General features: G+C 57.8%; 14 protein-coding genes and 1 tRNA gene. 6 read left to right on the top strand and 9 right to left on the bottom strand.

The genetic code is table 11. The annotated features are described in order from the left end of the window. Positions 1-201 precede the first annotated feature (201 nt). Positions 202-966 carry a peptidylprolyl isomerase gene (locus JT718_RS12215; protein WP_205502978.1) on the top strand — a complete coding sequence of 255 codons (765 nt, stop codon included), beginning with the start codon at positions 202-204 and terminating at the stop codon, positions 964-966. A gap of 843 nt (positions 967-1,809) precedes the next feature. On the opposite strand, the gene JT718_RS12210 is transcribed toward JT718_RS12215, so the two are convergent. The 3 genes from JT718_RS12210 to JT718_RS12200 all read right to left on the bottom strand — a co-directional run bounded on the left by JT718_RS12210 (position 1,810) and on the right by JT718_RS12200 (position 5,518). After that, positions 1,810-3,900, bottom strand: coding sequence for a M13 family metallopeptidase (locus JT718_RS12210; protein WP_205502977.1), 2,091 nt, complete (start codon positions 3,898-3,900; stop codon positions 1,810-1,812). Positions 3,901-4,052: 152 nt separating this feature from the next. Beyond that, on the bottom strand, positions 4,053-4,976 hold the full coding sequence (locus JT718_RS12205; protein ID WP_205502976.1) for a YihY/virulence factor BrkB family protein: 924 nt from the start codon (positions 4,974-4,976) through the stop codon (positions 4,053-4,055). A 191-nt stretch (positions 4,977-5,167) separates the two neighbouring features. Continuing rightward, entirely contained in the window at positions 5,168-5,518 is a 351-nt protein-coding gene (locus tag JT718_RS12200; protein ID WP_205502975.1) for an MGMT family protein, read from the bottom strand. Between the two features lie 512 nt (positions 5,519-6,030). On the opposite strand from JT718_RS12200, the gene JT718_RS12195 reads away from it, so the two are divergent. From JT718_RS12195 to nudC, 4 genes are all read left to right on the top strand, one after another. Beyond that, entirely contained in the window at positions 6,031-7,119 is a 1,089-nt protein-coding gene (locus JT718_RS12195) for an efflux RND transporter periplasmic adaptor subunit (RefSeq protein WP_205502974.1), read from the top strand. An 11-nt stretch (positions 7,120-7,130) separates the two neighbouring features. Beyond that, positions 7,131-10,232, top strand: a complete 3,102-nt coding sequence (locus tag JT718_RS12190; protein ID WP_205502973.1) for an efflux RND transporter permease subunit — start codon at positions 7,131-7,133, stop codon at positions 10,230-10,232. A 26-nt stretch (positions 10,233-10,258) separates the two neighbouring features. Further along, complete coding sequence (locus JT718_RS12185; protein WP_205502972.1) at positions 10,259-11,578, top strand: TolC family protein; 1,320 nt, start codon at positions 10,259-10,261, stop codon at positions 11,576-11,578. A 454-nt stretch (positions 11,579-12,032) separates the two neighbouring features. Then, positions 12,033-12,938 carry an NAD(+) diphosphatase gene (nudC, locus tag JT718_RS12180; protein WP_205502971.1) on the top strand — a complete coding sequence of 302 codons (906 nt, stop codon included), beginning with the start codon at positions 12,033-12,035 and terminating at the stop codon, positions 12,936-12,938. Positions 12,939-13,095: 157 nt separating this feature from the next. Here nudC and JT718_RS12175 read toward each other — a convergent pair whose 3' ends face one another. From JT718_RS12175 to JT718_RS12150, 6 genes are all read right to left on the bottom strand, one after another. Further along, positions 13,096-13,620: an acyl-CoA thioesterase gene (locus JT718_RS12175; protein WP_205502970.1), complete on the bottom strand. Its 525-nt coding sequence runs from the start codon at positions 13,618-13,620 to the stop codon at positions 13,096-13,098. Positions 13,621-13,661: 41 nt separating this feature from the next. Further along, positions 13,662-14,273: a TetR/AcrR family transcriptional regulator gene (locus JT718_RS12170; RefSeq protein WP_205502969.1), complete on the bottom strand. Its 612-nt coding sequence runs from the start codon at positions 14,271-14,273 to the stop codon at positions 13,662-13,664. A 261-nt stretch (positions 14,274-14,534) separates the two neighbouring features. Beyond that, positions 14,535-17,411: a TonB-dependent receptor gene (locus JT718_RS12165; RefSeq protein ID WP_205502968.1), complete on the bottom strand. Its 2,877-nt coding sequence runs from the start codon at positions 17,409-17,411 to the stop codon at positions 14,535-14,537. 272 nt (positions 17,412-17,683) lie between these two features. Continuing rightward, positions 17,684-17,754: transfer RNA gene (locus tag JT718_RS12160), tRNA-Cys, on the bottom strand. A 244-nt stretch (positions 17,755-17,998) separates the two neighbouring features. Then, positions 17,999-19,357, bottom strand: a complete 1,359-nt coding sequence (gene chrA / locus JT718_RS12155) for a chromate efflux transporter (protein WP_205502967.1) — start codon at positions 19,355-19,357, stop codon at positions 17,999-18,001. 77 nt (positions 19,358-19,434) lie between these two features. Next, a complete protein-coding gene (locus JT718_RS12150) occupies positions 19,435-20,283 on the bottom strand; it encodes a chromate resistance protein ChrB domain-containing protein (protein WP_205502966.1) in 849 nt (282 codons plus the stop codon). A 247-nt stretch (positions 20,284-20,530) separates the two neighbouring features. Between JT718_RS12150 and JT718_RS12145 the strand changes: the two genes are divergently transcribed. Next, entirely contained in the window at positions 20,531-22,345 is a 1,815-nt protein-coding gene (locus JT718_RS12145; protein WP_205502965.1) for a nitronate monooxygenase family protein, read from the top strand. Positions 22,346-22,501: the final 156 nt, after the last annotated feature.

Genomic DNA, 22,501 nt, shown 5'->3' with positions numbered 1-22,501 from the left:
CAGGCAACCCTAAATCTTTGTATCTTTCAATTATTTTACGCGTATACAGCCGCTTTAAATAAGGATAATACTATATCTTCATTCATTTGTCTCTACCTGCAAGATGGCGGTAAAATTGCAAGAAACAGGGTTTGGCGGCTTCTTTTTGGCTTTTTGGCCGGCATCTTCTAGCTTTACCTGCTCCTGACAGCCGCCAACCACATGCACAAACCATCTTCTCTGTTTTCCGCCGCCAAGACCGCTCTGGTTCTCCTGGGTTTGTCCCTGCTGGGGGCCTGCCAGCAGCAGCAGGAGCAAGCACAAGCCCCCGCTGCCCCGGAGCCCGAGCCGTTTGTGCCCCCCCAACTGACCCAGGAAGTAGCGGTAGATTCTCTCACCGCCTATGGGCTGGCGCACCCCCATGACACCCTGGTGCTCCTCAGCACGCCCAAGGGCGACATCAAGATCAGGCTGTACCAAGACACGCCGCTGCACCGGGCCAACTTTGTGCGGCTGGCCAACTACGGCTTCTTTGACAAAACTGTGTTCTTCAGGGTGGAGAAAGATTTCATGATCCAGGGCGGGCGCTCCGATTTTCAGACCATGAAGATTGGCACCTACCGCATCCCGCCCGAGATCAGACGCCACCACTTCAACAAACGGGGAGCCGTGGGCATGGCCCGCTACGGCGATGACCAAAACCCCGAGCGCCTGTCCTCCAACCGCGACTTCTATATTGTGCAGGGCCGTACTTACCCTGACTGGGAGTTGCAGGCCACCATTCAGGAGTTCAAGCTGAACATGACACCCGCCCAGAAAGCCTTTTACCGCACCAAAGGCGGTGCGCCCAACCTGGACCAGCAGTATACCGTGTTTGGCGAAGTGGTGGAAGGCATGGAGGTGGTGGACAGCATTGCCGCCGTGCCCGTTGACCAGACCAAGTGGCCGGTGCAGGATGTGGGCATGAAAGTTCGCGTGATTCGGTAGGGGTGTGGTTTAGTTGATTAGGACTAATATTCACCGCTGGCAGGCGTAGTCTGTAGTTCCCCTGGCTCCGCTGCTGTCTGCAGTGGCTTACTGGCTGTGGTGTTTCATCTTTTCTGTATGCGCTCACGGCCGCGAGGCCCCGTCTTGCCGATTCGCACTGCTGCTTTTCCTAGGCCTGCGGCCTTGCCGCTAAAGCGGCACCGGAAAACCAGAGACGCTCATCGGCAAGACTGGTATTTGTTCCTTTCCTGCTGCGGAAATGGTGAATACTCCTGTTCCTGTCAGCAATAAAAGCGATTCAGGGGCTAGAGTCACTCGTGCTTCGCACATCAGGTTGGTACTTGTAAGTATTATCCTGATTGAGATGAGTCGCTTTGGAAGGCACGGTTGAAACATTGGGGTGTACTTCTGTTCCTTTTGCTTATTGGTGCAGCAGGACGTGGAGACAGTGACAAGACCATGGTAGCAAGTTGCCTATTGGTACGTAATGGGGAAGCCTTTTCTGGTTGGAATTGACCTTTCCGCATTCCGTAAGGGGATTCTTTATCAGATGGCTAGGCTGTGTCTGAAAAATGCTCCCGGAGCTTTTTCATCCGATTTCCCTCGGCTGCTCTCTGCCGCCATTGCCTATTGTAGGTCGGCTTTTTGGGGCTACTTTCCCAAAAGCAGCCCCAAAACGGTACTGCCCCGCCATTTTTCAGACACAGCCTAGGGTAGTTTTTAGCCTGTTTTCTGCAAAACAGCATCAACATACCATCCTTGGCTCTCCAAGAAACAAAAAACGCACCTCATGGCTGAGGTGCGTTTTTTGTTTGGTTTGGCCAAAACAGCCTGAAAACCGGTTTACCAAATGTGCACGCGCTCGGCGTCTGGGCGGTACATTTTGTTGCCCGGGCCACAGCCGAAGGCTTTGTAGAATTGTGGCATATTAGACAGCGGTCCGTTGATCCGGAACGAGGCCGGAGAGTGCGGATCGGTTAGCACCTGTTGGCGCAGGTAGTTCTCGGTGGCATTGGTGCGCCAGATCTGGGCCCAGGCCAGGAAGAAACGCTGCTCTGGGGTGAACCCATCAATTTTGCCCACGTTCTTGTTGGCGATGGCTTTCTGCAGGGCGGTGAACGCGATGTTCAGACCACCAATGTCGGCGATGTTTTCGCCCATGGTGAGTTTCCCGTTCACAAACACGCTGTCCAGGGGCTGCATGGCGCTGTACTGGCGGTCCACCAACTCGGTGCGCTCCTTGAACTTGGCTTTGTCCTCGGCGGTCCACCAGTCGCGCAGGTTGCCTTCGGGGTCGTACTGACTGCCCTGGTCGTCAAAGCCGTGGGTCAGCTCGTGGCCAATCACCGCGCCCATGCCGCCGTAGTTTACCGCGTCATCGGCTTTGGGGTCAAAGAAGGGCGGTTGCAGGATACCGGCCGGGAACACAATCTCGTTCATGGACGGGTTGTAGTAGGCGTTCACGGTGGGCGGCGTCATGTGCCACTCGGTGCGGTCTACCGGCTTGCCCAACTTGCTCACGTTGTCCTGGAAACCCCAGCGCGACGCGTTCAGCACGTTCTGCAGGAAGGTGGTACGGCTCACGTTCAGGCCCTCATAGGTTTCCCACTGGTCTGGGTAGCCTATTTTCACGGCAAACGCGTTGAGTTTGTTCAGGGCCTGCTGCTTGGTGGCCTCGCCCATCCAGTCCAGGTTTTTCACGTGCTCCTGGAACGCGGCGCGCAGGTTGTTCACCATCTCCAGGGCTTTGGCTTTGGCCTCCGGCGAGAAGGCTTTCTCCACGTACTCCTGGCCCAGGGCCTCACCCACGGTGGCATCGGTCATGCGCAGCACGCGCTTCCAGCGCGGCTGCATTTCCTTGGCACCGCTCAGGAATTTGCTGTAGAAGTTGAAGTTCTCCTGCACAAAGGCCTGCGGCAGATAAGGCGCCGAAGTGCGGGCCAGGTGCCAGCGCAGATAGGTTTTCCAGTCGGCTACCGGTACGGAGGCCAGCATGGTGTTGGCTTCCTTCAGGAAGTTAGGCTGCCCCACAATTACTTCTTTGGCCGTGCCGGCGCTCAGGTTTTTAAGCATGGTGGGCCAGTTGAAGTTAGGCGCCAGCTTCTGTAGTTGAGCCACCGTCATTTTGTTGTAGGTGGCGTGCGGGTCGCGCTGCTCCACGCGGGTCATGGAGGCTTTGGCCAGGCGGGTCTCCAGCGCCATTACGCGGGCGGCGTTCTTCTGGGCCGTGGCCTCGTTGTCGCCCAGCAGGCGGAACATGTTGGCCACGTGCTTCTGGTACTCCTCCCGGATGCTCTGCGAGCGGGCATCAGACTTGGTGTAATAGTCACGGTCTGGCAGGCCCAGGCCGCTCTGCGTGATGTTCACAATGTACTGGGTGCTGTTTTTATCGTCCTGGGCCACGTAGAAGCCAAACACCCCTCCCCGACCGATGGTGCGCAGGTGCGCCATGGTCTGCAGCAAAGAGGCCCGGTCTTTCACGGCATTGATGCGGTTCAGCTCTGGTCTGAGCGGCGTAAGCCCGGCCTGCTCAATGGCCGCCGAGTCCATGCCGGCGGCGTAGAAGTCGCCCACCAGCTGGGTAGAGGAGCCTTTGGGTGCGTTGGTCACGGCCACCGCCGCCTCCACCACTTCGCGCAGAGTCTTGTTGTTGTTGTCGGCCAGTTCATTGAAGCTGCCCCAGCGGCTCTCAGAGGCCGGAACGGGGTTGTTCTTCAGCCAGCCGCCGTTAGCGAACAGATTGAAATCCTCGCAGGGCGAGACGCTGCGGTCCAGGTTGGCCATGTTCAGGCCAATGCCTTTCACCTCGGGTTCAGCGGCTGCGGCGGCCGGCGTTTGGGTGGAGGCCGTCTGCGGCACCGCAGGTTTAGAGCAGCCCGCCGCCACCACTCCGGTCAGGGCAGAGGCCAGCCAAAGTATTTGGGTTTTCTTCATAACGGTTGAGAAGTTTAAAAATCCAGGTCCCTAAAAAGGGCTTATGAACAGCAAGATAAAATCCCGCCGAGCGTAAAGCAAGCAAAAACGAACAAACGCTTGTATAAACCACTTGTCCTCAGAACGTAGCCGGGACGGGAAGGCAGCGCGTTTCAGTGGGGAGCGTGGTCGGTTTCGCGCCGTTCATAGAAGGTGGCAAACGACTTGGGCCGCAGCGGCAACCCCATGTACCGGGCGTACACCAGGGTAAAGCAGGTCCCGAAGAAAAAGATCATGGCCGAGTAGAAGATAAACAGCAGCAGCACCACCACAGAGCCCGAGGTGGCGTAGAGCGACCCCAGATCACTGTTCACCAGCACGCGGGCCAGCACCATCTTGCCCAGCAGGAACAGGAACGCCGTAACCGCCGCGCCCACCCACACGGCCCGCTTGGGCATGTGCGCAAAAGGCAGGTACCGGATAATGAGGGCGAACCAGGTGGTCTCCACCGCAAAACCCAGCAAACGGTTGAAGAGCTGGAGCAGGTGCAGCTGCAGGTGCTCGTCCCAGAACACGTAATGGTCGTTGAGGAAGGCCAGGGCCCCGTCTACCAGCAGAAACGCCAGAAAGAGCAGCCCGCTGGAGAAGATGATGAGCAGCGCCCTAAACCGGTTGCGAAGGGCGCCCCGCAGGTGCTGGTGCCCCCGCACCTTGATGTTCCAGAGCTGGTTCATGGAGTTCTGGATCACGGTGAAGAGCGTGGTGGCCACAAAGCCCAGGAACAGGAAACTGAGCACCGCGGCCCAGCCGTGGCCCTGCAGGTCCAGGAAATTGGTCAGGATCAGTTCAATCTGGCCGGCCACGTTCTCCCCCACCAGTCCGCTGAGGTTCTCAAAGAGTTCCCCGGTGATGAGCGCATCATTGAACAAGGTGCTCAGCAGGGAGATGATCAGGATAAGGATGGGCGGCAGCGCGAACAGCGTGAAGAACGCGGTGGACGAGGCCAGCCGCAACGGATCATTCTGCCGGAACAGGGCAAAGGCTTCTTTGAACAGCCGCAGCAGAACCTGTACTCTGGTGGCAAGGTGGGAAGGCATAAGAGCAATCATCAGCCCCATTACGTAAAAAGCCGTTTCTTGGCTACTTTTTAAGAAATAAGCCGGAAACGATCCATCGCGCTGACCTGGATGCTATGGAAGGGCGGCTGTCATTAGGAGAAGCTGGTCAGCCCATCCCCTGGGCTCGATATGGGAGCTACCGCTTTCAAGCAAGTCCGGCTTGGGGTTGGCTACAGCAACTCCTTGGCGGGGTCCCAGAACAGCCGCTCAAAGTCTACCACTTTGTCGTCCTGCACCCGCACGCCCTCGCGCTCCAGGTGCGCCTGCATGGCGTCATAGGACTCAAAGTGCTGCTTGCCGGTGAGCAGGCCGTTGCGGTTCACCACCCGGTAGGCCGGGATGCCCTGCTGCGCGTGCGAGGCAATGAGCGCCCAGCCCACCATGCGGGCCGAGCCCTTGGCGCCCAGGTAAGCGGCAATGGCCCCGTAAGACGTTACCCGCCCCGGCGGAATCAGTTTGACCACTTCGTACACGTCCTGGAAGAAATTAGTGCGTTTTTCAGAGGCATTTTCCGTTGGCATAGGCTGTTTTTCAGTGCGTTTCTGGATTTCTGGCCCTAAAACCGGCACCAGCATATTTTTTTGCCGGCGGGCTTAAACCTTTGGGCGGTTTTTAGGTCTAATTTTTAAAAATAGCCAAAAAACAGGATAATTTTACCTGCAGCCGCGCTGCGTAGGCCCCTTGGGCATACGTGGTTGGGCTTGTTTTTGTATACTATCCCCCTAAATCCAGAACCGGAAATGAAAAAGTTGCTGCTCATTGGGCTTCCCCCTCAGCCTACCGCTTTCTCCCACCAGCAGAGTTCCTGCTCCTGCCCAAACTGCCCCCGGCCCACCCGCGGGTACCGGCACTAGCTCCAGGGGAAAGGGCGCCCAAAAATCCTCCCACAAATGGCTTTCCAGCCCCTCTTTCCCCTTCGCCAGGAACCTTGCAGCGGCCCCAAAGGGTTATGTAAGCTGCGCCAACCATGAACCAAAAAACCAATCAAACCACTTTATTACTCTAAGCAAACGAGTTTCGTACTTCTAATTCTATGAAAATCAAACACATTGTATATGCGCTGCTTATCCTAGGTTTTGGGGCTTTAGTGTATTACCGTATCAACAGCAACAAAGAACAGGCGGGCGCCGGTGGCCCCGGGGGCGGAAGAGGCCCCGGCGGACCGGGCGGTGCTCCCGCCATGCGGGTGAGCGGCGTGGTAGCCACGCCCCGCGAGTTCGCCAACTCCCTGGCGGTAACCGGTTCCATTGAGGCCAACGAGCAGGTAGAGATAAGAAGCCAGGTATCGGGGCAGGTGCGCAGCATTTCCTTCCAGGAAGGCAGCCAGGTGCGCAGAGGCCAGGTCCTGGTGAAAATAGACGATTCTGAGTTGCGGGCCCAGCTGGCCCAGGCGCAGACCCGCCAGAGCCTGGCCGCCGAGAACGAGCGCCGCGCCCGTCTCCTCCTGGAGAAAGAGGCCATCAGCCGCGAGGAATACGACGTGGCCCGCGCCGAACTGAAGACTGCCCAGGCCCAGATCCAACTAGTGCGGGCGCAGCTGGCCAAGACTTCCATTATTGCGCCGTTTTCAGGAAAAGTGGGCCTAAGGGCCGTGTCGGTGGGGACGTTCCTTACCCCGGAGACCGTGGTGACCAACCTGGTGAGCACAGACCCGGTGAAGATCACTTTCTCCGTGCCTGAGAAATACGCCAGCCAGGTGAAAGTGAACACCCAGCTTACCTTCACGGTGGCCGGCTCGCAGGAGAAGTTCACCGCCAGGGTATACGCCATTGAGCCCAGCATTGCCGCCGCCACCCGCACGCTGCAGCTGCGCGCCCGGGCCGCCAACCCCAACGGCCAGTTATTACCCGGCTCTTTCGCCAACATTGAGCTGCCTTTGACGGTTATTCCAGACGCGCTCCTCATCCCTACCCAGGCGGTGGTACCGGTGCAGAACGGTAAAAAGGTGTTCATCGCCGAGAACGGCAAAGCCAAGGAAGTGATGATTGAGACCAGCACCCGCACCGAGAAGGATTTGTTGGTTACTTCCGGCCTCAGCGCCGGCGACACCGTGCTCACCACGGGGGTAATGTCATTGAAAGCAGGAAGCCCGGTGCGCGTAGCCCTGGCCAAAAGTTTATAATTTAACGCAACATGAGTTTATCAACCACAAGTATTAAACGGCCGGTTTTCACCATCGTGCTCAACCTGCTCCTGATGTTGTTCGGGGTGATTGGGTACACGTTCCTGGGCATCCGGGAATATCCGTCCATTGACCCGGCCATCGTGTCGGTGCGCACCACGTACTCCGGTGCCAACTCAGACATCATTGAATCACAGATCACTGAGCCGCTGGAGAAGGCCATCAACTCCATTGACGGTATCCGGAACATTTCCTCTACCTCTAACCAGGGCTCCAGCAACATCAACATTGAATTTAACCTGGACAAAAACCTGGAGGAGGCCGCCAATGACGTGCGCGACAAGGTATCGCAGGCGGTAAGAAGCCTGCCCGAGGACATTGACGCGCCGCCGGTGGTGTCCAAAGCCGATGCCGACTCGGAGCCCATCATCACCATGACCGTGCGCAGCAACGTGCGCGACCAGCTGCAGCTTTCTGACTACGCCGAGAACGTGATCTCACAGCGCCTGCAAACCATACCGGGCGTAAGTAGCGTGCAGATCTGGGGCCAGAAACGCTACGCCATGCGCCTGTGGCTGGACCCCATGAAGCTGGCCTCCTACGGCTTAACCGTGGCCGACGTGCGCACCGCCCTCAACCGCCAGAACGTGGAGCTACCCACCGGCAAGGTAAGCGGCCAGAACACTGAACTAACGGTCAGAACCCTGGGCAACCTGTCCAATGAGCAGCAGTTCAACGACCTGATCATCTCCTCTGAGGGCGAGACCATCCTCCGCTTCAGCGACATTGGGCGGGCCGAGCTGGGCCCCGAGAACCTGGAGACCAAGATGACCGAGTCTGGCGTGCCCATGGTGGGCATGGCCATTATTCCACAACCCGGCACCAACTACCTGGAGATTGCCGGTAACTTCTACGACCAGTTTGACAGACTGAAAACCGAGCTGCCCGAAGACCTGCAACTGGACATTGTGATGGACAACACCGTATTCATCAAAAAGTCGGTGATTGAGGTAGCCGAGACCATTCTGATTGCCCTGGTGCTGGTGATCATTATTATTTACCTGTTCTTCCGCGACTGGGGCATTGCGTTCCGTCCGCTCATTGACATTCCGGTGTCGTTGATTGCCACGTTCTTCATCATGTACCTGGCCGGGTTCTCCATCAATGTGCTGACCCTGCTGGCCATTGTGCTGGCTACCGGTCTGGTGGTAGACGACGGGATTGTGGTGACGGAGAACATCTACAAGAAAGTAGAGGAAGGCATGTCGCCCATTGAGGCGGCCATCAAGGGGTCCAATGAGATCTTCCTGGCGGTAATCTCCATCTCCATTACCCTGGCGGCGGTGTTCCTGCCGGTGATCTTCCTGGAAGGTTTCGTGGGCCGACTCTTCAGGGAATTTGGGGTGGTGATCGGCGCGGCCGTGTTGATCTCAGCCTTCGTGTCCCTGACCCTTACGCCCATGCTGAACGCCTACCTGATGAAAGGCGGCCACCAGAAACGCTCCCGGTTCTATGAGCTTACCGAGCCGTTCTTCCAGAAGATGAACAGCAGCTACGCCCAGGCCCTGGCCGGGTTCATGAAGCGCAAGTGGCTCAGTTTCCCCATCATCTTAGCGTGCTTGGGCTTGACTGGCTTGTTCTACACCCTGCTGCAGAAGGAAACCGCCCCGTATGATGACCGCAGCATGCTGCGCGTGATGTCTACCGCCCCGGAAGGCTCTTCTTATGAGTACATGGAGCGCTTCATGGAGGAACTCAGCCAGTTGGTAGACGACTCCATTCCCGAGAAACAGGTGAACCTGGTGATCACGTCGCCGGGCTTTGGGGGCTCAGGGTCTGTGAACTCTGGAATGATGCGGATTGCCTTGAAACAGCCCGAAGACCGCGAACGCTCCCAGAAAGAAGTGGCCGACCACCTGGCCAAGATGGTGCGCCGTTACCCAGAAGCCCGTACCAACGTGATCCAGCAGCCTACCATCTCGGTGAACCGCCGGGGCGGCCAGCCCATCCAGTACATCATTCAGGCGCCTAACTTCCAGAAGCTGGAGGAGAAGATCCCTGAGTTTATGGAGGCGGTGAACGCTGACCCAACCTTTACCATGGCCGATGTGAACCTCAAGTTCAACAAGCCGGAGATCAACATCACCATTGACCGCGAGAAGGCCCAGAGCCTGGGCGTATCAGTGATTGACGTGGCCCAGACCCTGCAGCTTTCTTTGAGCGGGCAGCGCTTTGGCTATTTCCTCATGAATGGCCGCCAGTACCAGGTCATGGGCCAGTTTGACCGCCCAGACCGCGATGACCCTATGGACCTGACCTCTTTGTTCGTGCGCAGCTCCACCGGTCAGCTCATTCAGCTAGACAACCTGGTGACCATGCAGGAGCGCAGCAGCCCGCCGCAGTTGTACCACAACAACCGGTACCTGTCGGCTACGGTATCGGCGGGGCTGGCCCCGGGCAAGAGCATTGGCGACGGCATTGAGGCCATGGACCGCATCAAGGAACAGGTGCTGGACGAGACCTTCTCCACTGACCTGGGCGGTGAATCGCGTGACTTCGTGGAAAGTGGTTCCAACACCATGTTCGCCTTCGGTCTGGCTCTTTTGTTGATCTACCTGATCCTGGCGGCCCAGTTTGAAAGTTTCGTGGATCCGTTCATCATCATCCTCACGGTGCCCATGGCGGTGGCCGGGGCCATGCTGTCTCTGTGGCTGTTTGGGCAAACCTGGAACATCTTCAGCCAGATTGGTACCATCATGCTCATAGGCCTGGTGACCAAGAACGGTATCCTCATTGTGGAGTTCGCCAACCAGCTGCGCGAAGAGGGCAAATCCAAGATGGACGCCATCCTGGAAGCCTCAGAAGCCCGTCTGCGTCCTATCCTGATGACCAGTTTGGCCATCGCGCTGGGTGCCTTGCCTATTGCCCTGGCCCTGGGGGCCGCGGCCCAAAGCCGCATGGGCATGGGGGTGGTGATCGTGGGCGGTACCATCTTCTCGCTGGTGCTTACCCTGTTCATCATTCCGGCCATCTACTCCATGTGGTCAAGAGCGCGCAAACACCATCCGGAGTTTGACCACATTGAAGAGTACGAGAAAGCGGTTGCCCACTAATTCCCTGTTTTAGACTTAACTCCTTTATGTTACACAATAGATTTGGTCTCCTGGGCCTGTTTCTCCTCTGCCTGCTCTTTGGGGCCGGCGGGGCGAAGGCCCAGGAAATCCTGACCCTTGAAAACGCCGTCAAGATAGCGCTGGAACGGAACTATGACATCAAGCTATCGGCCAACGACGAGCGCATTGCCGAAAACAACGTCACCCGCGGCAACGCCGGCATGCTGCCCGTTGTCACCGGAAACCTCACCAACAACAACACCCTCCAGAACAGCTCCCAGACCCGCGCCGACGGCCAGGTGAACGAAGTGAGCTGGGGCCAGGGCTCCACGCTCAACTACGGCGTGGGCCTGAACTGGACCGTTTTCAACGGCTTTGCCATGTTTGCCCGGTATGAGCAGCTCCAGGAACTGGAAAAACTGGGCGAGACCAACCTGCAGCTCACCATTCTTACCCGCGTGGGCGACGTGATGAGCACGTTCTATGAGCTGGTGCAGCAGCAGCACCAGCTCCGGGCCTATGACACGGCCATTGCGCTGTCGCGGTTGCGGGTGACCACCGCCCAGAACCGGTTTGAGATTGGCAAAGCTGCCCGCCTGGAGGTGCTCAACGCCCAGGTAGACTACAATACTGACACCACCAACCTGCTGCGCCAGCAGGAGCTGTACCGCAACACCCAGATCAGGCTGAACGAGCTCATGGCCCGCGACGTGAACATCCGGTTCAGGGTGCCCGACCAATTGGTGATTGATGACCGCCTCACCCTGGAGGCGCTTTCGGCCCAGGCGGCCCAGCAAAACCCTTCGCTGAAAGCGGCCGTGCTCAACCGCCGCATCGCGGAACTGGAGGCCAAGCAGGTAAGGGCCAGCCGCTATCCGGTAATTGGCGTGACCACGGGGTATAACTTCAACCGTAACCGGTCGGCGCTGGGCTTCTCCACCCTTTCTACCGGCAATGGGCTTGCCTACGGGGTAACGGCCTCAGTGCCCATCTTCAACGGGTTTAACCAACGCAGGCTGGAGCAGAACGCCAACATCCAGATCAACAGCGCCCAACTGCAGTACGAGCAGGTGAACCAGAGCATCAACTCGCAGCTGGCCGCGGCGTACCAGACGTATCTGACCAACCTGAGCCTGGTGCGGCTGGAGGAAAACAACCAGCGCATCGCCCGCCAGAACCTGGACATCACCATGGAGAAATACCGGCTGGGCAGCATTACCACCGTAGAGGTGCGCGACGCGCAGCTGAACTTCGTGAACGCCACCGTGCGCTACAGCAACGCCCAATACCTGGCCAAACTGGGCGAGATTGCCCTCAAGGAAATTGCCGGTTCGCTGAACCTGTAGCCTCCTGCCATACGTGAAAAGCGCTTTTGGGCTGTTTTCTGGAAAACAGCCCAAAAGCGCTTTTTAATGTTGGAACCTGGCACCCGTCAAAGCCCTCCTTTCCAAACTCCCTCGCTCGCCTCCGGCGAGTGTGAGAAATTGGTAGGCCTCTGGCTTACGTGCAGATTATCCTGAACTGCCCTCAGCGGCGGGACGCCGCCCGATAGCGCACACTCGCCAGAGGCGAGCGAGGGTAAAGGAATGGCGCTTGAGATGTAAAATTCTACCAATAGGAAACACCCAGCAACCACTCGCCTAAACAGGAGCCAATTAAGTAAAACCCAGCCGCCCAACACTCTTAACCGCCAACTTTTTGGGTCGCGGCAAGTACATAGCAAAGGGAGCGCGATGGGGGGCTGTTTTCGTGAAAAGGGCCCTGAAACGCTTTTCATCCCTGGCCTCTAACCCCAGCACCATGCGAAACCACCTGGCATACTCGGCCCTCAACTACTTTGGCGAATCTAACCTGGACAGGGTGCACCAGCACCGGAAAAACCCGGTGTGGCTGGATGAACAGCTAAGCAAACCCAGAACCGTGCTGCTGCCCTTCAGGGGCCTCCGGCCGTTGCTCACCCAGGATCGCCAGCTGCAGCCGCTCTCGGTGCGGGAGCTTCCCGTGCAGGAAATGGACCTCACGCCCATCTTGCTGGGCGAGCGCAACGGGCAGGCCTACTTCGCGGTGGACCTGCTGGAGGAGCACGACATTCCGCTGGGCACCGGCTCTTTCCAGGACCTGCGCGAAGTAACCCTGCAGCTGGCCCGCCCCGACAGTTCTTTGCTGGCGTACGCCAAGGCCATGATCCACTGGAACCGGCAGCACCACTTCTGCAGCGTGTGCGGCGCCCCCACCCTCTCCAAAGAGGCAGGCCACGTGCGCCAGTGCACCAACCCGGCCTGCCACACCTCGCATTTTCCGCGCACCGACACGGCCGTGATCACCATGGTCACCCACCAGGGCAGGGGCCTCCTGGCCCGGCAGGCGTCCTGGCCCGCTGGCATGTACGCCTCGGTGGCCGGCTTTCTGGAACCGGGCGAAACCCTGGAAAGCGCCGTGGCCCGCGAAGTTCAGGAGGAAGTGGGCCTGCCCGTGCACCACGTGGAGTACCATTCCTCGCAGCCCTGGCCTTTTCCGGCGTCCATCATGGTGGGCTTCATGGCCGAGGCCGCATCCGATGCCATCAAGCTGGACCCCGCTGAGATTGAGGATGCCCACTGGTTCACCCGCCCGGAACTGCAGCGGTTGGTAGACCGCGGGGAGATCAAGCTTCCGCCGGCCCTCTCCATCTCCTATCGCCTCATCACCGACTGGCTCAAGGGCTGAGCCCTCCGCCTTGATTCAGGGTTTGCTGCCCTCTTCCAGTTGGCGGGCTTGTGCAAGAAATCGGGGCAGAAACAGGTGACAGCAAGCGGAAAGGTCCAGCGTTTCGGGCCTGTTTTCAGGAAACCGCAAGGAAAACGCCCTGGCCACTTTGGCTTGGTTAAACCGCGGACTGCGCAGCGGCTTTCATTTGCTCGCGCAGTTGCTTTACCCGGTCTTCAAACAGGGCGGGCGTTTCTTCCTTCACCACCACTTCTTTGAACAGCTCCATCAGTTCAGGCTCGTGCTGGGCACGCTCGTTCTTGCGCACGTCTATGTACACAAACTTGGTCCAGAGCACCGATTTCAGCTTTTTCTTCTCGGCATCAAACATGAGGTGTTCCACCAGCATGCTGGTTTCGCTTACCTGCCGGATGCTGGTCTGAATGGTGACCAGTTCGCGCACCAGGGCGGGGCTCAGGTACACAATCTGGTTCTGGCCCACCACCCAGGCCCGGCCCGTCTTCCGGAAAAAGGCGTGGATGTCCAGGCCGTAGGCGGCCTCTACCTGGTCTTCGCGCTCGTTCTGGAAGTAGTTGAGGAAGGCGCTGTTGTTCAAATGCCCGAAGGGATCGCAGTGGTCGAACCGGATGCGGGTCTGGCTTTCCAGCACGGCGGGTTTGGGAGAAGAAGTTTGGGGTATCATAGTTTCAAGTGAGTTTCAGTGACGATTTTCTAAAAAGAGGATTAAAACGGACCCAGCTCCTGTTGCAGGAAACGCTCCAATTGGTCTAACACGGTGTGCAGAGGCTGCTCCTGGTTGTAGGCTTTGCCCAGCAGAATGGCACCCTCTACGGTGGCAATGAAAAAGGTGGCCAGGGCCGATGCGTTGGCTGCCGGGTTGAAAACGCCTTGCGCCTGGCCCAATTCCAGCAACTTGCGCACACCCTTGTGCAGGCGGTCCAGCACCAAGATCACGCGTTGGTGCAGAGCAGGCTGGTTGTCGTCGGCCTCCACGGCGGTGTTCAGGAGGGGGCAGCCGCCTGCAAGAACGGGATGGGCCAGGTAGGTGCGGTAAAACTGGAGCAGGGCCCTGAGCCGCTGCCCGGCATGTTCATAGGGCGCCATGGCGGCCCCCACCCTGTCAATCAGCAACTGCGCCGCGTACTCAAACGCTACCACCGCCAGCTCCTCCTTACTGCCGAAATGCCCGTACAGACAGCCCTTAGTCACGCCGGTGGCCGCCATCAGGTCCTGGTAAGACGTACCCGCGAAGCCCTTCTGGTTGAAAAGCTCGGCGGCACGCGCCACAATCAGCTGGCGGGTTTGTTCGGCTTTGGGGGTCTGCGGCTGTTTCATGGCCTAAAATAAACCAATTGGTTTATTTATTCCTAGCGAAATCCTGCAAACCTGTTTTGGGCTTGTTCTGGAAAATCAGGCCTAAAACGGGGCTGCGGCAGCATAAAAAAGAGACAGCTACCAAAGGCGCTGCCTCTCCAGAGAGTGAAGGAGTAAAAGACGAAAGATTTTTAGGCCAACGCGACCGGGCAGGCGATCAACTTGCCCCGCTGGCGCGTTTCCGGCCTGATTTCCGGAAAATGGGCCCGGAACAAAAGTGAATTACTTCGCCAGTAATCCGTCCAGCGTGATGGCCACGTAGTACAGGCCCCCAATGGTGGGCCCGGCGGCGTACTGGATGTAGCGCTGGTTGAAAAGGTTGGTGCCGCCGGTTTTAAGGGTGATCTTGCTTTCGGGTAGGCGGTAGGTTGCCTGGGCATCTACGGTGCTGTAGGCGGGCACGGTGCCGTTGGCCAGGGGACTTTCCCACAGGAACGAATCCTGCCAGCGCCACACCACGTTGAAGCCCAGGTTCTTCACCACCTCACGGTTGCCGAAGGACACGTTGGTGATCCAGTTGGGCGTGTTAAAGGCCGTCACAAAAATGTCTCTTTCCTGGTTGGTCTTGATGGCGTTGTAGTTCACGTTGCCCGAGATGGTGAATTTCTGGTAGAAGTTATAGGTCACGCCCAGCGAGGAGCCGTAGTTGTTGTACTTGTTTCTGGCGTTGGTGTACACGCGGTAGCGGGTCTGCTGCCCGTTGCGGTTGGCGGCCAGCATGGCCAGCACGGCCTCATCGGTGCCCACCTGCACGGTGTTGTTTTTGGGCACGCTCACTTCCACCTGGCCCAGGAATCCGGCATACACGTTGGTGTAGGCGTCCAGGTCAATGACCAGTTTGCTGTCAAACAACACGCTTTTGTACCCCACTTCAAACGAATTGATCTGCTCTGGCCGGGTGGCCGAAAGACGGGTGATCTGCAGCACGTTGCGGTTCTGGAGGGCGGCTTCGTGGAGGGCAAATCCTGCGGTCACGTCACGGTTCACGGCCGCGTTGAAATGGTTCACCGAGGCGAGCGTATACGAGTTATCCAGGTACCCTAAGCCTTCGTTGATGTAGGGCAAGCCCCCCACGCGCCGCACGTTGCCGTTGTTCACGTAAGACACCGCCTCAAACAAGGCCGGAAACCGGAAACCGTTCTGGTAAGACACCCTGAAGTTGTGCTGCTCAGACAAGGTGTACACCACCGCAACCCGAGGGTTCAGCTTGGGGTCGAACTCGGGGTTGTAGTCCACCCGCAGGGAACCGAACAACTTCAATCTATCCGCCAAAAACGTCTTGGTCAGCTGCGCGAAAGCCCCTAATTTCTTGTAATACACGTTGTGGCCGCCGGGCAGGGTGCGCTCCTCCAGCGACCGGGTAAAGTCCACGAAGTTGTTGCCGTCGGGGATCACCTCGTACACGCGGACATCGGCCCCTACCAGCAGGTTCGCGAATTTGATGCGGTCGGTGAAGTCGTACTGGGCATCGGTGTGGTAAAGACGGCTCTGCTGCCGCAGCCAGGCCCCACCCGTGGCGGGCGCACCCGGTACCACTTTGCCATGGTCCCAGTTGTTAATCCTCCGGATGGTGTGCTTCAGGGCCTCAAACTGCGGGGTGCCAGGTTCCGCCCGGCCGGCATCGGCGGTCTGGCGGGCCTGTTGCAGGGCGGTGGCCAGATCAGTGCCGGCGTTCAGCTGCGTTTGCAGGGCGGTCCTGAACTTGGCGCCCCACTCGCTGTTAGCGCCGCCGCTGGTAATGTCCAGGTTGTCTACCATGGGTTTCACGTTGTACGAGTCGCCCGTGTTCTCCAGGGAGACATAAGACCGCACAAAGTAGTGGGCTCCCTTCAGCTCCAGGCGGTGGTTCTGCACCACCACGTTGTCTAGCTGAATCTTGTTGCCGCGCTGGAACACGCCGTCCATTTTACCAACGCGGTAGCCGTAGACCAGCTCGGCATTGTCGCCCAGGCGGTAGTGCAGGGCGGCGTCAAACTTGAGGTTGTCTACCCGCGGGCTCACCACGTCTTTTTCCCAGTATCCGGTGCGGCGCACCAGAAACGTCTGGTTTTTGCCCTGGTACTGCACGCCGCTGATGGTCACGGCATTGTTGTTCTCATCGCCGTACTTGTTCCAGGCGTCGTAGGCGGGGTTGTTCTGGCCCGCGAGCTCCGGAAAGGCCGGGTTGGCGGTGTTCAGGGTATTGGGGTTTTGGTCGGTGGCGGTGTTGGAGCGCCAGTCGGTGCCGTTCAGGTAGCTGGCGTTAACCTTAAAGGCCCATTTGTCTTTAAAGGCTCTGGCGTAGCGCACCGCCACCTCAGACAAGATGCTGGGCTCGGCGTCCTGGCCGTCTACGTGGTTGAGCCCGGTTTTCTGGTACACGCTCAGGCCCTGGTACAGGAAAGGGCTTTTGGTGAGCAGGTTGGCCATGCCGTTAATGGCGTTCATGCCGTACAGCGCCGAGGCCGCCCCCGGGGTAATCTCCACGCTTTCAATGTCCAGCTCGGTGGGCCCGATGGCGTTGCCCAAAGGCACGCCCAGGGTAGCCGCCTGCATGTCTACGCCGTCTACCAGTTGCATGAACCGGAAGTTGTTGGGGATGTTGAACCCGCGGGTGTTGGGCACCTTGAACGTGAGGCTGCTGGTGGTCATCTGCACGCCCTTCACGTTCTCCAGCGCGTCATAGAAGCTGGGCGCGGGCGTTTCTTTGATGGCCCTGATGTCCAGTTTCTCAATGGCCACCGGCGATTTCAGGATGCTTTCCTCTACCCGGGAGGCCGACACCACCACTTCCTTTCCCAGCAGGGTCTGGGTAACCAGGGCAATATCCAGCCGCGAGCCAGGCTCTTTGATCTCAAACTCCTGCGGCTGGTACCCCACCAAAGAAATGACCAGCGAGAAGGGGAACTTCAGCCTGGTTTTCAGGTTGAAATCGCCGGTGGCGTTGGTGGCAGTGCCGGTGACGGTGCCGCGCACGTACACGCTCACCCCGGGCAGTGGCTCTTTGCTGGCCTGGTCGGTTACCCGGCCGGTGATTTCCACCAGGTTCGTTTCCTGGGCCCGGAGGGAAAGAACGGGAAGCGTAAGAAATAGGGATAGAAGTAGAATAGTGATTTTCATGGACTTGATGTTAAAAAAGGAAACGTTAGGAAAGCGGGTAGCGGCGAGCTAGGCGGCTACAACAACAGCAATGGCGTCTGGGCAGGCGACACATGCGTTTGCTTCTCTGGTCTGCTTTTAAAACATCTGGTTTCATGGGTATACATTGCGTTGGTATGCTTGGCGTAGGCCGCTTCTGTTTCAGCGTTTTTTTCCAGGAAAAAGCCCCAAAACGCCTTCCCCTCCTCCCCTGTGCGGTACTGGTTCTACTCTCCTTACAGAGAGTTCCCCTGCGGTCACGGGCGGACTCGAACCGCCGTACAAGACGTTGCTGGTCTTTGCTTCGCCACTCAGCCACACGACCTTTTCCGTTCCATAGTCATCTAAAGGAGACGGAGCCACCCGTTCGGCTCCCCGAAGCGCCCCGCCTGGTAAGTGGCACTTCTAAATACCCTTAATGTCTATAGATTTGGTAGACAAATAGAACAGTAAATCCCTAATCCACCAAATATTTATCGCAAATTTTCAATATTAATCAGATAACTTATTGGCTTCAAGTAATTTAAACCCAATGCCAGCAGACCACAAGGATGGTGGTCTGCCCGAAATCAAGCGGCGAGCAGCAGGTAATGGAGGAGCCCAGCCAGAGCACTCACCCCAATCCAGGGAATCATGCCTACCTTGAAGCGGTACATGGCCAGAAAAGAAATGATGATCCAGGCCAGGGCAAAGTAATCCAGGCTGGCCAGGGCTACACCGGCAGGGAACAGGACAGCGGTACCAAAGTACACCGTGAGGTTGAGAATTACGCCTACCACGGCAGCGGTCACCACCCCCAGGATAGATTTGATGGCGGAGTTGCCGCGGGTGCGCTCAATAAAGGGGGCACCCGCCAGAATAAAGAAGAAGCAGGGCAGAAACGTGTAAAACGTGGTGGTGAACAGGCCCAGGGCCCCCATGGCCAGGGAGCCGCCGTAATGGTTATAGCCCGCCATAAAACCCACAAATGTTAAGACCATGATGAGGGGGCCAGGCGTGGTTTCGCCCAGGGCCAGGCCGTCTATCATCTCAAACCTGGAGAGCCAGTGGAATTTCTCTACCGTTACCTGCGCGGCATAGGGCAACACGGCGTAGGCGCCGCCAAACGTGACCAGGGCTGCTTTGGTGAAGAAACCGATCAAATTGCCCCAAAACGCAAACTGGCTGGTGAGCAGGTAAAACAACCCCAGCGGTACCGCCCACAGGACCAGCGTGATGCCCAACCTCACCAAGCTGCGGCCAAAGGTGACCTCCTCGCCCACCACTGCGCTGCCCGCGTGCAGGTAATAACTTTGCTCGTCCTGGTCCTGCTGTTGGGTGGCCTCTTTCTCCCGGAACAGGGTGGGTAACACTTTTCTGAGCACCACCGCCAGCACAATAGCCCCCAGAATAAGGTACGGAAAGGGCACCTTGAGGAAGTAGATGGCCAGGAAACTGACGGTTGCCAGGGCATAGTGCAGCCAGGTCTTCAGCGACTTGCCGGCAATCTTGAACAAGGCCAACGCCACAATGGCCACCACGGCCGGTTTGAGGCCGTAGAACAAAGCCGACACCCACGGGATGGCCCCGAAGCTCACGTACACCGTGCTCAGCCCCAGCAGAATGAACACGCTGGGCAGCACAAAGAAGATGCCCGCCACCAGCCCGCCCCGCACGCCGTGCATGAGCCAGCCCAGGTAGGTGGCCAGCTGCTGGGCCTCGGGTCCCGGCAGCAGCATGCAGTAGTTGAGCGCGTGCAGAAACCGGGAGTCTGACACCCACCGCTTCTGCTCCACAATAAACTGGTGCATGATGGCGATCTGGCCCGCCGGTCCTCCAAAGCTGATGAAGCCCAGCTTGAGCCAGAACAGAAAGGCCTCCCGGAACGTGGGTTTCTCCGGGGCGCTCCGCTGGGTAAGGGGGTTGGTATCTAGCGTGGTGGTTTCCATGGCTGCAATTGTTTTGGTACAAGAATACGGAACCGGCCGCGCGCAGGCTAGCACAGAATTTACCTTTGGGACGGGGTTTACTTTTTACGCCAATTTTTTAGGTACTCAGAAGGGCTTTGCCCCAGCTGTTGCTTAAAAATGCGGGTAAAATGGCTCTGGTCTGAGAAACCGGTGAGGTAGGCCACCTCGGCCAGGGAATAGCCCGACGTATGCAAAAGGTTCAGGGCCTTTTCAATGCGCAGCTTCCGGATGTACTCGCCAAACGAGAGATTGTCAAAGTATTTGGAAAACGCCCGGGAAACGTAGGCCGGGTTCACGTCCAGCGCCTCGGCTACCTCCTTGAGGGTTAGGGTAAGGTTGGTGTCTATCTGGTCCTGGATGATCTCTTTGAGGTGCTGCGCCCAGGCGGGCACTTTCTGGGGGTGCTCTTTTTTCTGTGCCAGAAACTGGTGGTAGGCCTGCAAAAAGAGCCGCTCGGTGGGGTGGGTGGTGTGCTTCTGCTGCTGCAGGTGTTTGGCCCAGCTGTAGAGCCCGTCATAGAGCACCAGGGCTTTGTCCAGCAGTTCCTGGTCATTGGTGATGTTGAAGGCCATGCCGTGCGAAATGGCCCACAACCCCGCCGACTGCGCCGCCAGGGTGTGGTCATCGGTGTCGGCGCCGCGCACAATCAGGGCCATGGTCTGCAGGGCCGGGTCTTGCTGCAGGTGGTGCTTCTCCAGGAAGTAGTCAAAGGTGCAGCGGTCCTGGTAATGGCTGTACTCCACGCCGGGCACGTCGAACGGAATGGCGTCCAGGGCCCGGGCCTGGTCCAGCACCTGGGGCTCAGGCACGTAGATGATCTCCGCCGTGGGGTCAATAAACCTCTTGATGAGCCAGGGGCAGGCCAGGCGGTCAATTTTGGGGCGTTCGCGGGTAATCCATTTCATAACCAAAGGCGGTGAAGTGCTGGAGCTAAAGGTACGCGAAACCGGCCTGGGTTTGGGGCTCATTTTTCAGAAAACCGGTCTAAAACAGGAGCCGGGTCGCTCGCTCCATAGCCAAAGTTGGCACCTGCACAATGATATGCCTCACCCAACAGGCTGTTTCTTCTCGTGTCTCTTTCTTTCAGGATGCCCCTACCTTGTGCACGGCTTCGGGCACCGAAGCCTTCATCTACGCTCCCAAAGAAAAACCATGGCTTTCCACCACCTCCACACGTTCCACATCCCGGTCATGGGATTGGCCTTTTCCATAGACTCTCCTCTTAAAGTTGCCCGTTACGGCATTTCCTCGGTGATTGCGCTGGCCGACGATCAGCTGCTGGAAGAGATGCGGCTTTACTATGCCGCACTTTACCAGAAGCCTTTTGAGCCCATTTCTGAAAAACAGGCAGATTACCGCGCCAGGCGCATCACGGCTTACCTAAACCTGGTAGACAAACTGGTGGCCGAACAGCTGGAGAACGTAAAAGCCGGGGAATTTGCCCCCGGCACGCAGCTCACCAAATATTTTGAGATGTTGCCAGAACATTCTCCGCTGCGCATGCTGTACCACCAGATGCTGCAAACACCCGATGAGGTCTACAAAGGGTTTCTGCAGGCGCAACTGCGCGAGGCCGTGATACCGGGCAGCATTGACGTGAACATCATGACCAAGCTGGACAAAACCAACCACGCCCCAGACGGCAGCGCTCTTCCGGCAGAGTTCTCCGATGCGCTGGCTGCGCTTAGGGGTTTTGCCCAGAGCACCGTTCGCTCCTCCCTTGTGTTCTCGGCGGGCATGAACCCAAGGCTGTTCAGCTATCTGGAGCAGTTCCCAGGTTTTCTGCCCAACGCCCAGGGTGCGTTTGAAAAGCAGGTGATCATCAAAGTAAGCGATTACCGGTCTGCCGCCGTACAAGGGAAGATTCTGGCAAAAAAAGGTATTTGGGTGTCTGAGTTCAGGGTAGAATCTGGACTGAATTGCGGCGGACACGCTTTTGCCACAGACGGGCTGCTGCTGGGCCCTATTCTGGAGGAATTCAAAGCCAACCGCGAGGTCCTGAAGGCGGAACTATGGACCATGTGCCAGCAGGCGCTTGCTGCCAAAGGAGTGCAGGCCCCAGGTGCCGCCCCAATCCAGCGGCTCACGGTGCAGGGAGGCATCGGTACGGCCGAAGAGCAGAACTTTCTCCTGGAACACTACGGCTGCGACGCAGTAGGTTGGGGTACACCATTTTTGTTAGTACCTGAGGCCACCACCGTAGACGCCGAGACTCTTACCAAACTTTCTAAAGCGAAGGCCGAGGACTTGTACCTGAGCCCTATCTCACCGTTGGGCGTCCCGTTCAACGCTCTGCGCGGCACCACCAGCGAGCAACTCAACCACACCCGCATAGCCAAAGGTAAACCGGGCAGTCCCTGCGTGAAAAAGCACCTGGTGTCTAACACAGATTTCAGCGAAGAACCCCTCTGCACGGCCTCCCGCAAATTCCAGCGCCGCAAACTGGAGCAACTGCAGCAGCAGGGGCTACCGGCTGAGACGTTACTTGCGGAACAAGCCAAGGTACTGGTGAAAGAATGTCTCTGCGAAGGGCTGGCCAATACTGCTTCGCTGCTGTACAACTTCGGGAAGAAAACCAGGGTCACACCGGTGGCCATTTGTCCGGGACCAAACCTGGCCTACTTCTCGGGCATTTTTAAATTACAGGAAATGGTAGACCATATTTATGGAAGGTTTAACGCGCTTAACCAGACCTACCGCCCGCACGTGTTCATCAATGAACTGAAGCTGTACATAGACTACTGGAAGAACAAAAAAGCCGAACAACTGGAAACCCTCACCGACAAACAGGCCAAGTACCTGCAAACCTTCTGGCAGAACCTACAGGCGGGTATCAGCTATTACAAAGCCATTCTGCCTGACCTTTTTACGCCGGAAGAGCTGGAGAAAAGAAGAGTCATGCTGGAAGAACTGCTGGAGGCCGAAGACCAGTTGCAGAACGCTGCTCTGGTACGGGTGCAAGGGTAAACGTATGATGGTTGTACCTGATATCAGACACGGCTTTTTATCTCCTCCAGAAAATCTCCCCACCAATCCCCCTGCCCAATAGGGTAAATGTCCTGTGAAGTTGTCTCTCTTGGGAAGCATTGGCGGTTTTTAGCTCATTTTTGAGAAATGGGCTTA

This window comes from Rufibacter psychrotolerans (assembly GCF_016924645.1).
Lineage (GTDB): Bacteria > Bacteroidota > Bacteroidia > Cytophagales > Hymenobacteraceae > Nibribacter > Nibribacter psychrotolerans.
The sequence above is the reverse complement of the archived record's forward strand: the minus strand, read 5'-3'. Positions and strand labels throughout refer to the sequence as shown.

What these genes read in the sequence shown, in the direction of transcription:
- JT718_RS12150 (WP_205502966.1), bottom strand. Translation starts at nt 20,283, where the DNA reads ATGAAATGGATTACCCGCGAACGCCCCAAAATTGACCGCCTGGCCTGC.
- JT718_RS12185 (WP_205502972.1), top strand. Translation starts at nt 10,259, where the DNA reads ATGTTACACAATAGATTTGGTCTCCTGGGCCTGTTTCTCCTCTGCCTG.
- JT718_RS12145 (WP_205502965.1), top strand. Translation starts at nt 20,531, where the DNA reads ATGGCTTTCCACCACCTCCACACGTTCCACATCCCGGTCATGGGATTG.
- nudC (WP_205502971.1), top strand. Translation starts at nt 12,033, where the DNA reads ATGCGAAACCACCTGGCATACTCGGCCCTCAACTACTTTGGCGAATCT.
- JT718_RS12190 (WP_205502973.1), top strand. Translation starts at nt 7,131, where the DNA reads ATGAGTTTATCAACCACAAGTATTAAACGGCCGGTTTTCACCATCGTG.
- JT718_RS12210 (WP_205502977.1), bottom strand. Translation starts at nt 3,900, where the DNA reads ATGAAGAAAACCCAAATACTTTGGCTGGCCTCTGCCCTGACCGGAGTG.
- chrA (WP_205502967.1), bottom strand. Translation starts at nt 19,357, where the DNA reads ATGGAAACCACCACGCTAGATACCAACCCCCTTACCCAGCGGAGCGCC.
- JT718_RS12175 (WP_205502970.1), bottom strand. Translation starts at nt 13,620, where the DNA reads ATGATACCCCAAACTTCTTCTCCCAAACCCGCCGTGCTGGAAAGCCAG.
- JT718_RS12215 (WP_205502978.1), top strand. Translation starts at nt 202, where the DNA reads ATGCACAAACCATCTTCTCTGTTTTCCGCCGCCAAGACCGCTCTGGTT.
- JT718_RS12205 (WP_205502976.1), bottom strand. Translation starts at nt 4,976, where the DNA reads ATGCCTTCCCACCTTGCCACCAGAGTACAGGTTCTGCTGCGGCTGTTC.
- JT718_RS12165 (WP_205502968.1), bottom strand. Translation starts at nt 17,411, where the DNA reads ATGAAAATCACTATTCTACTTCTATCCCTATTTCTTACGCTTCCCGTT.
- JT718_RS12200 (WP_205502975.1), bottom strand. Translation starts at nt 5,518, where the DNA reads ATGCCAACGGAAAATGCCTCTGAAAAACGCACTAATTTCTTCCAGGAC.
- JT718_RS12195 (WP_205502974.1), top strand. Translation starts at nt 6,031, where the DNA reads ATGAAAATCAAACACATTGTATATGCGCTGCTTATCCTAGGTTTTGGG.
- JT718_RS12170 (WP_205502969.1), bottom strand. Translation starts at nt 14,273, where the DNA reads ATGAAACAGCCGCAGACCCCCAAAGCCGAACAAACCCGCCAGCTGATT.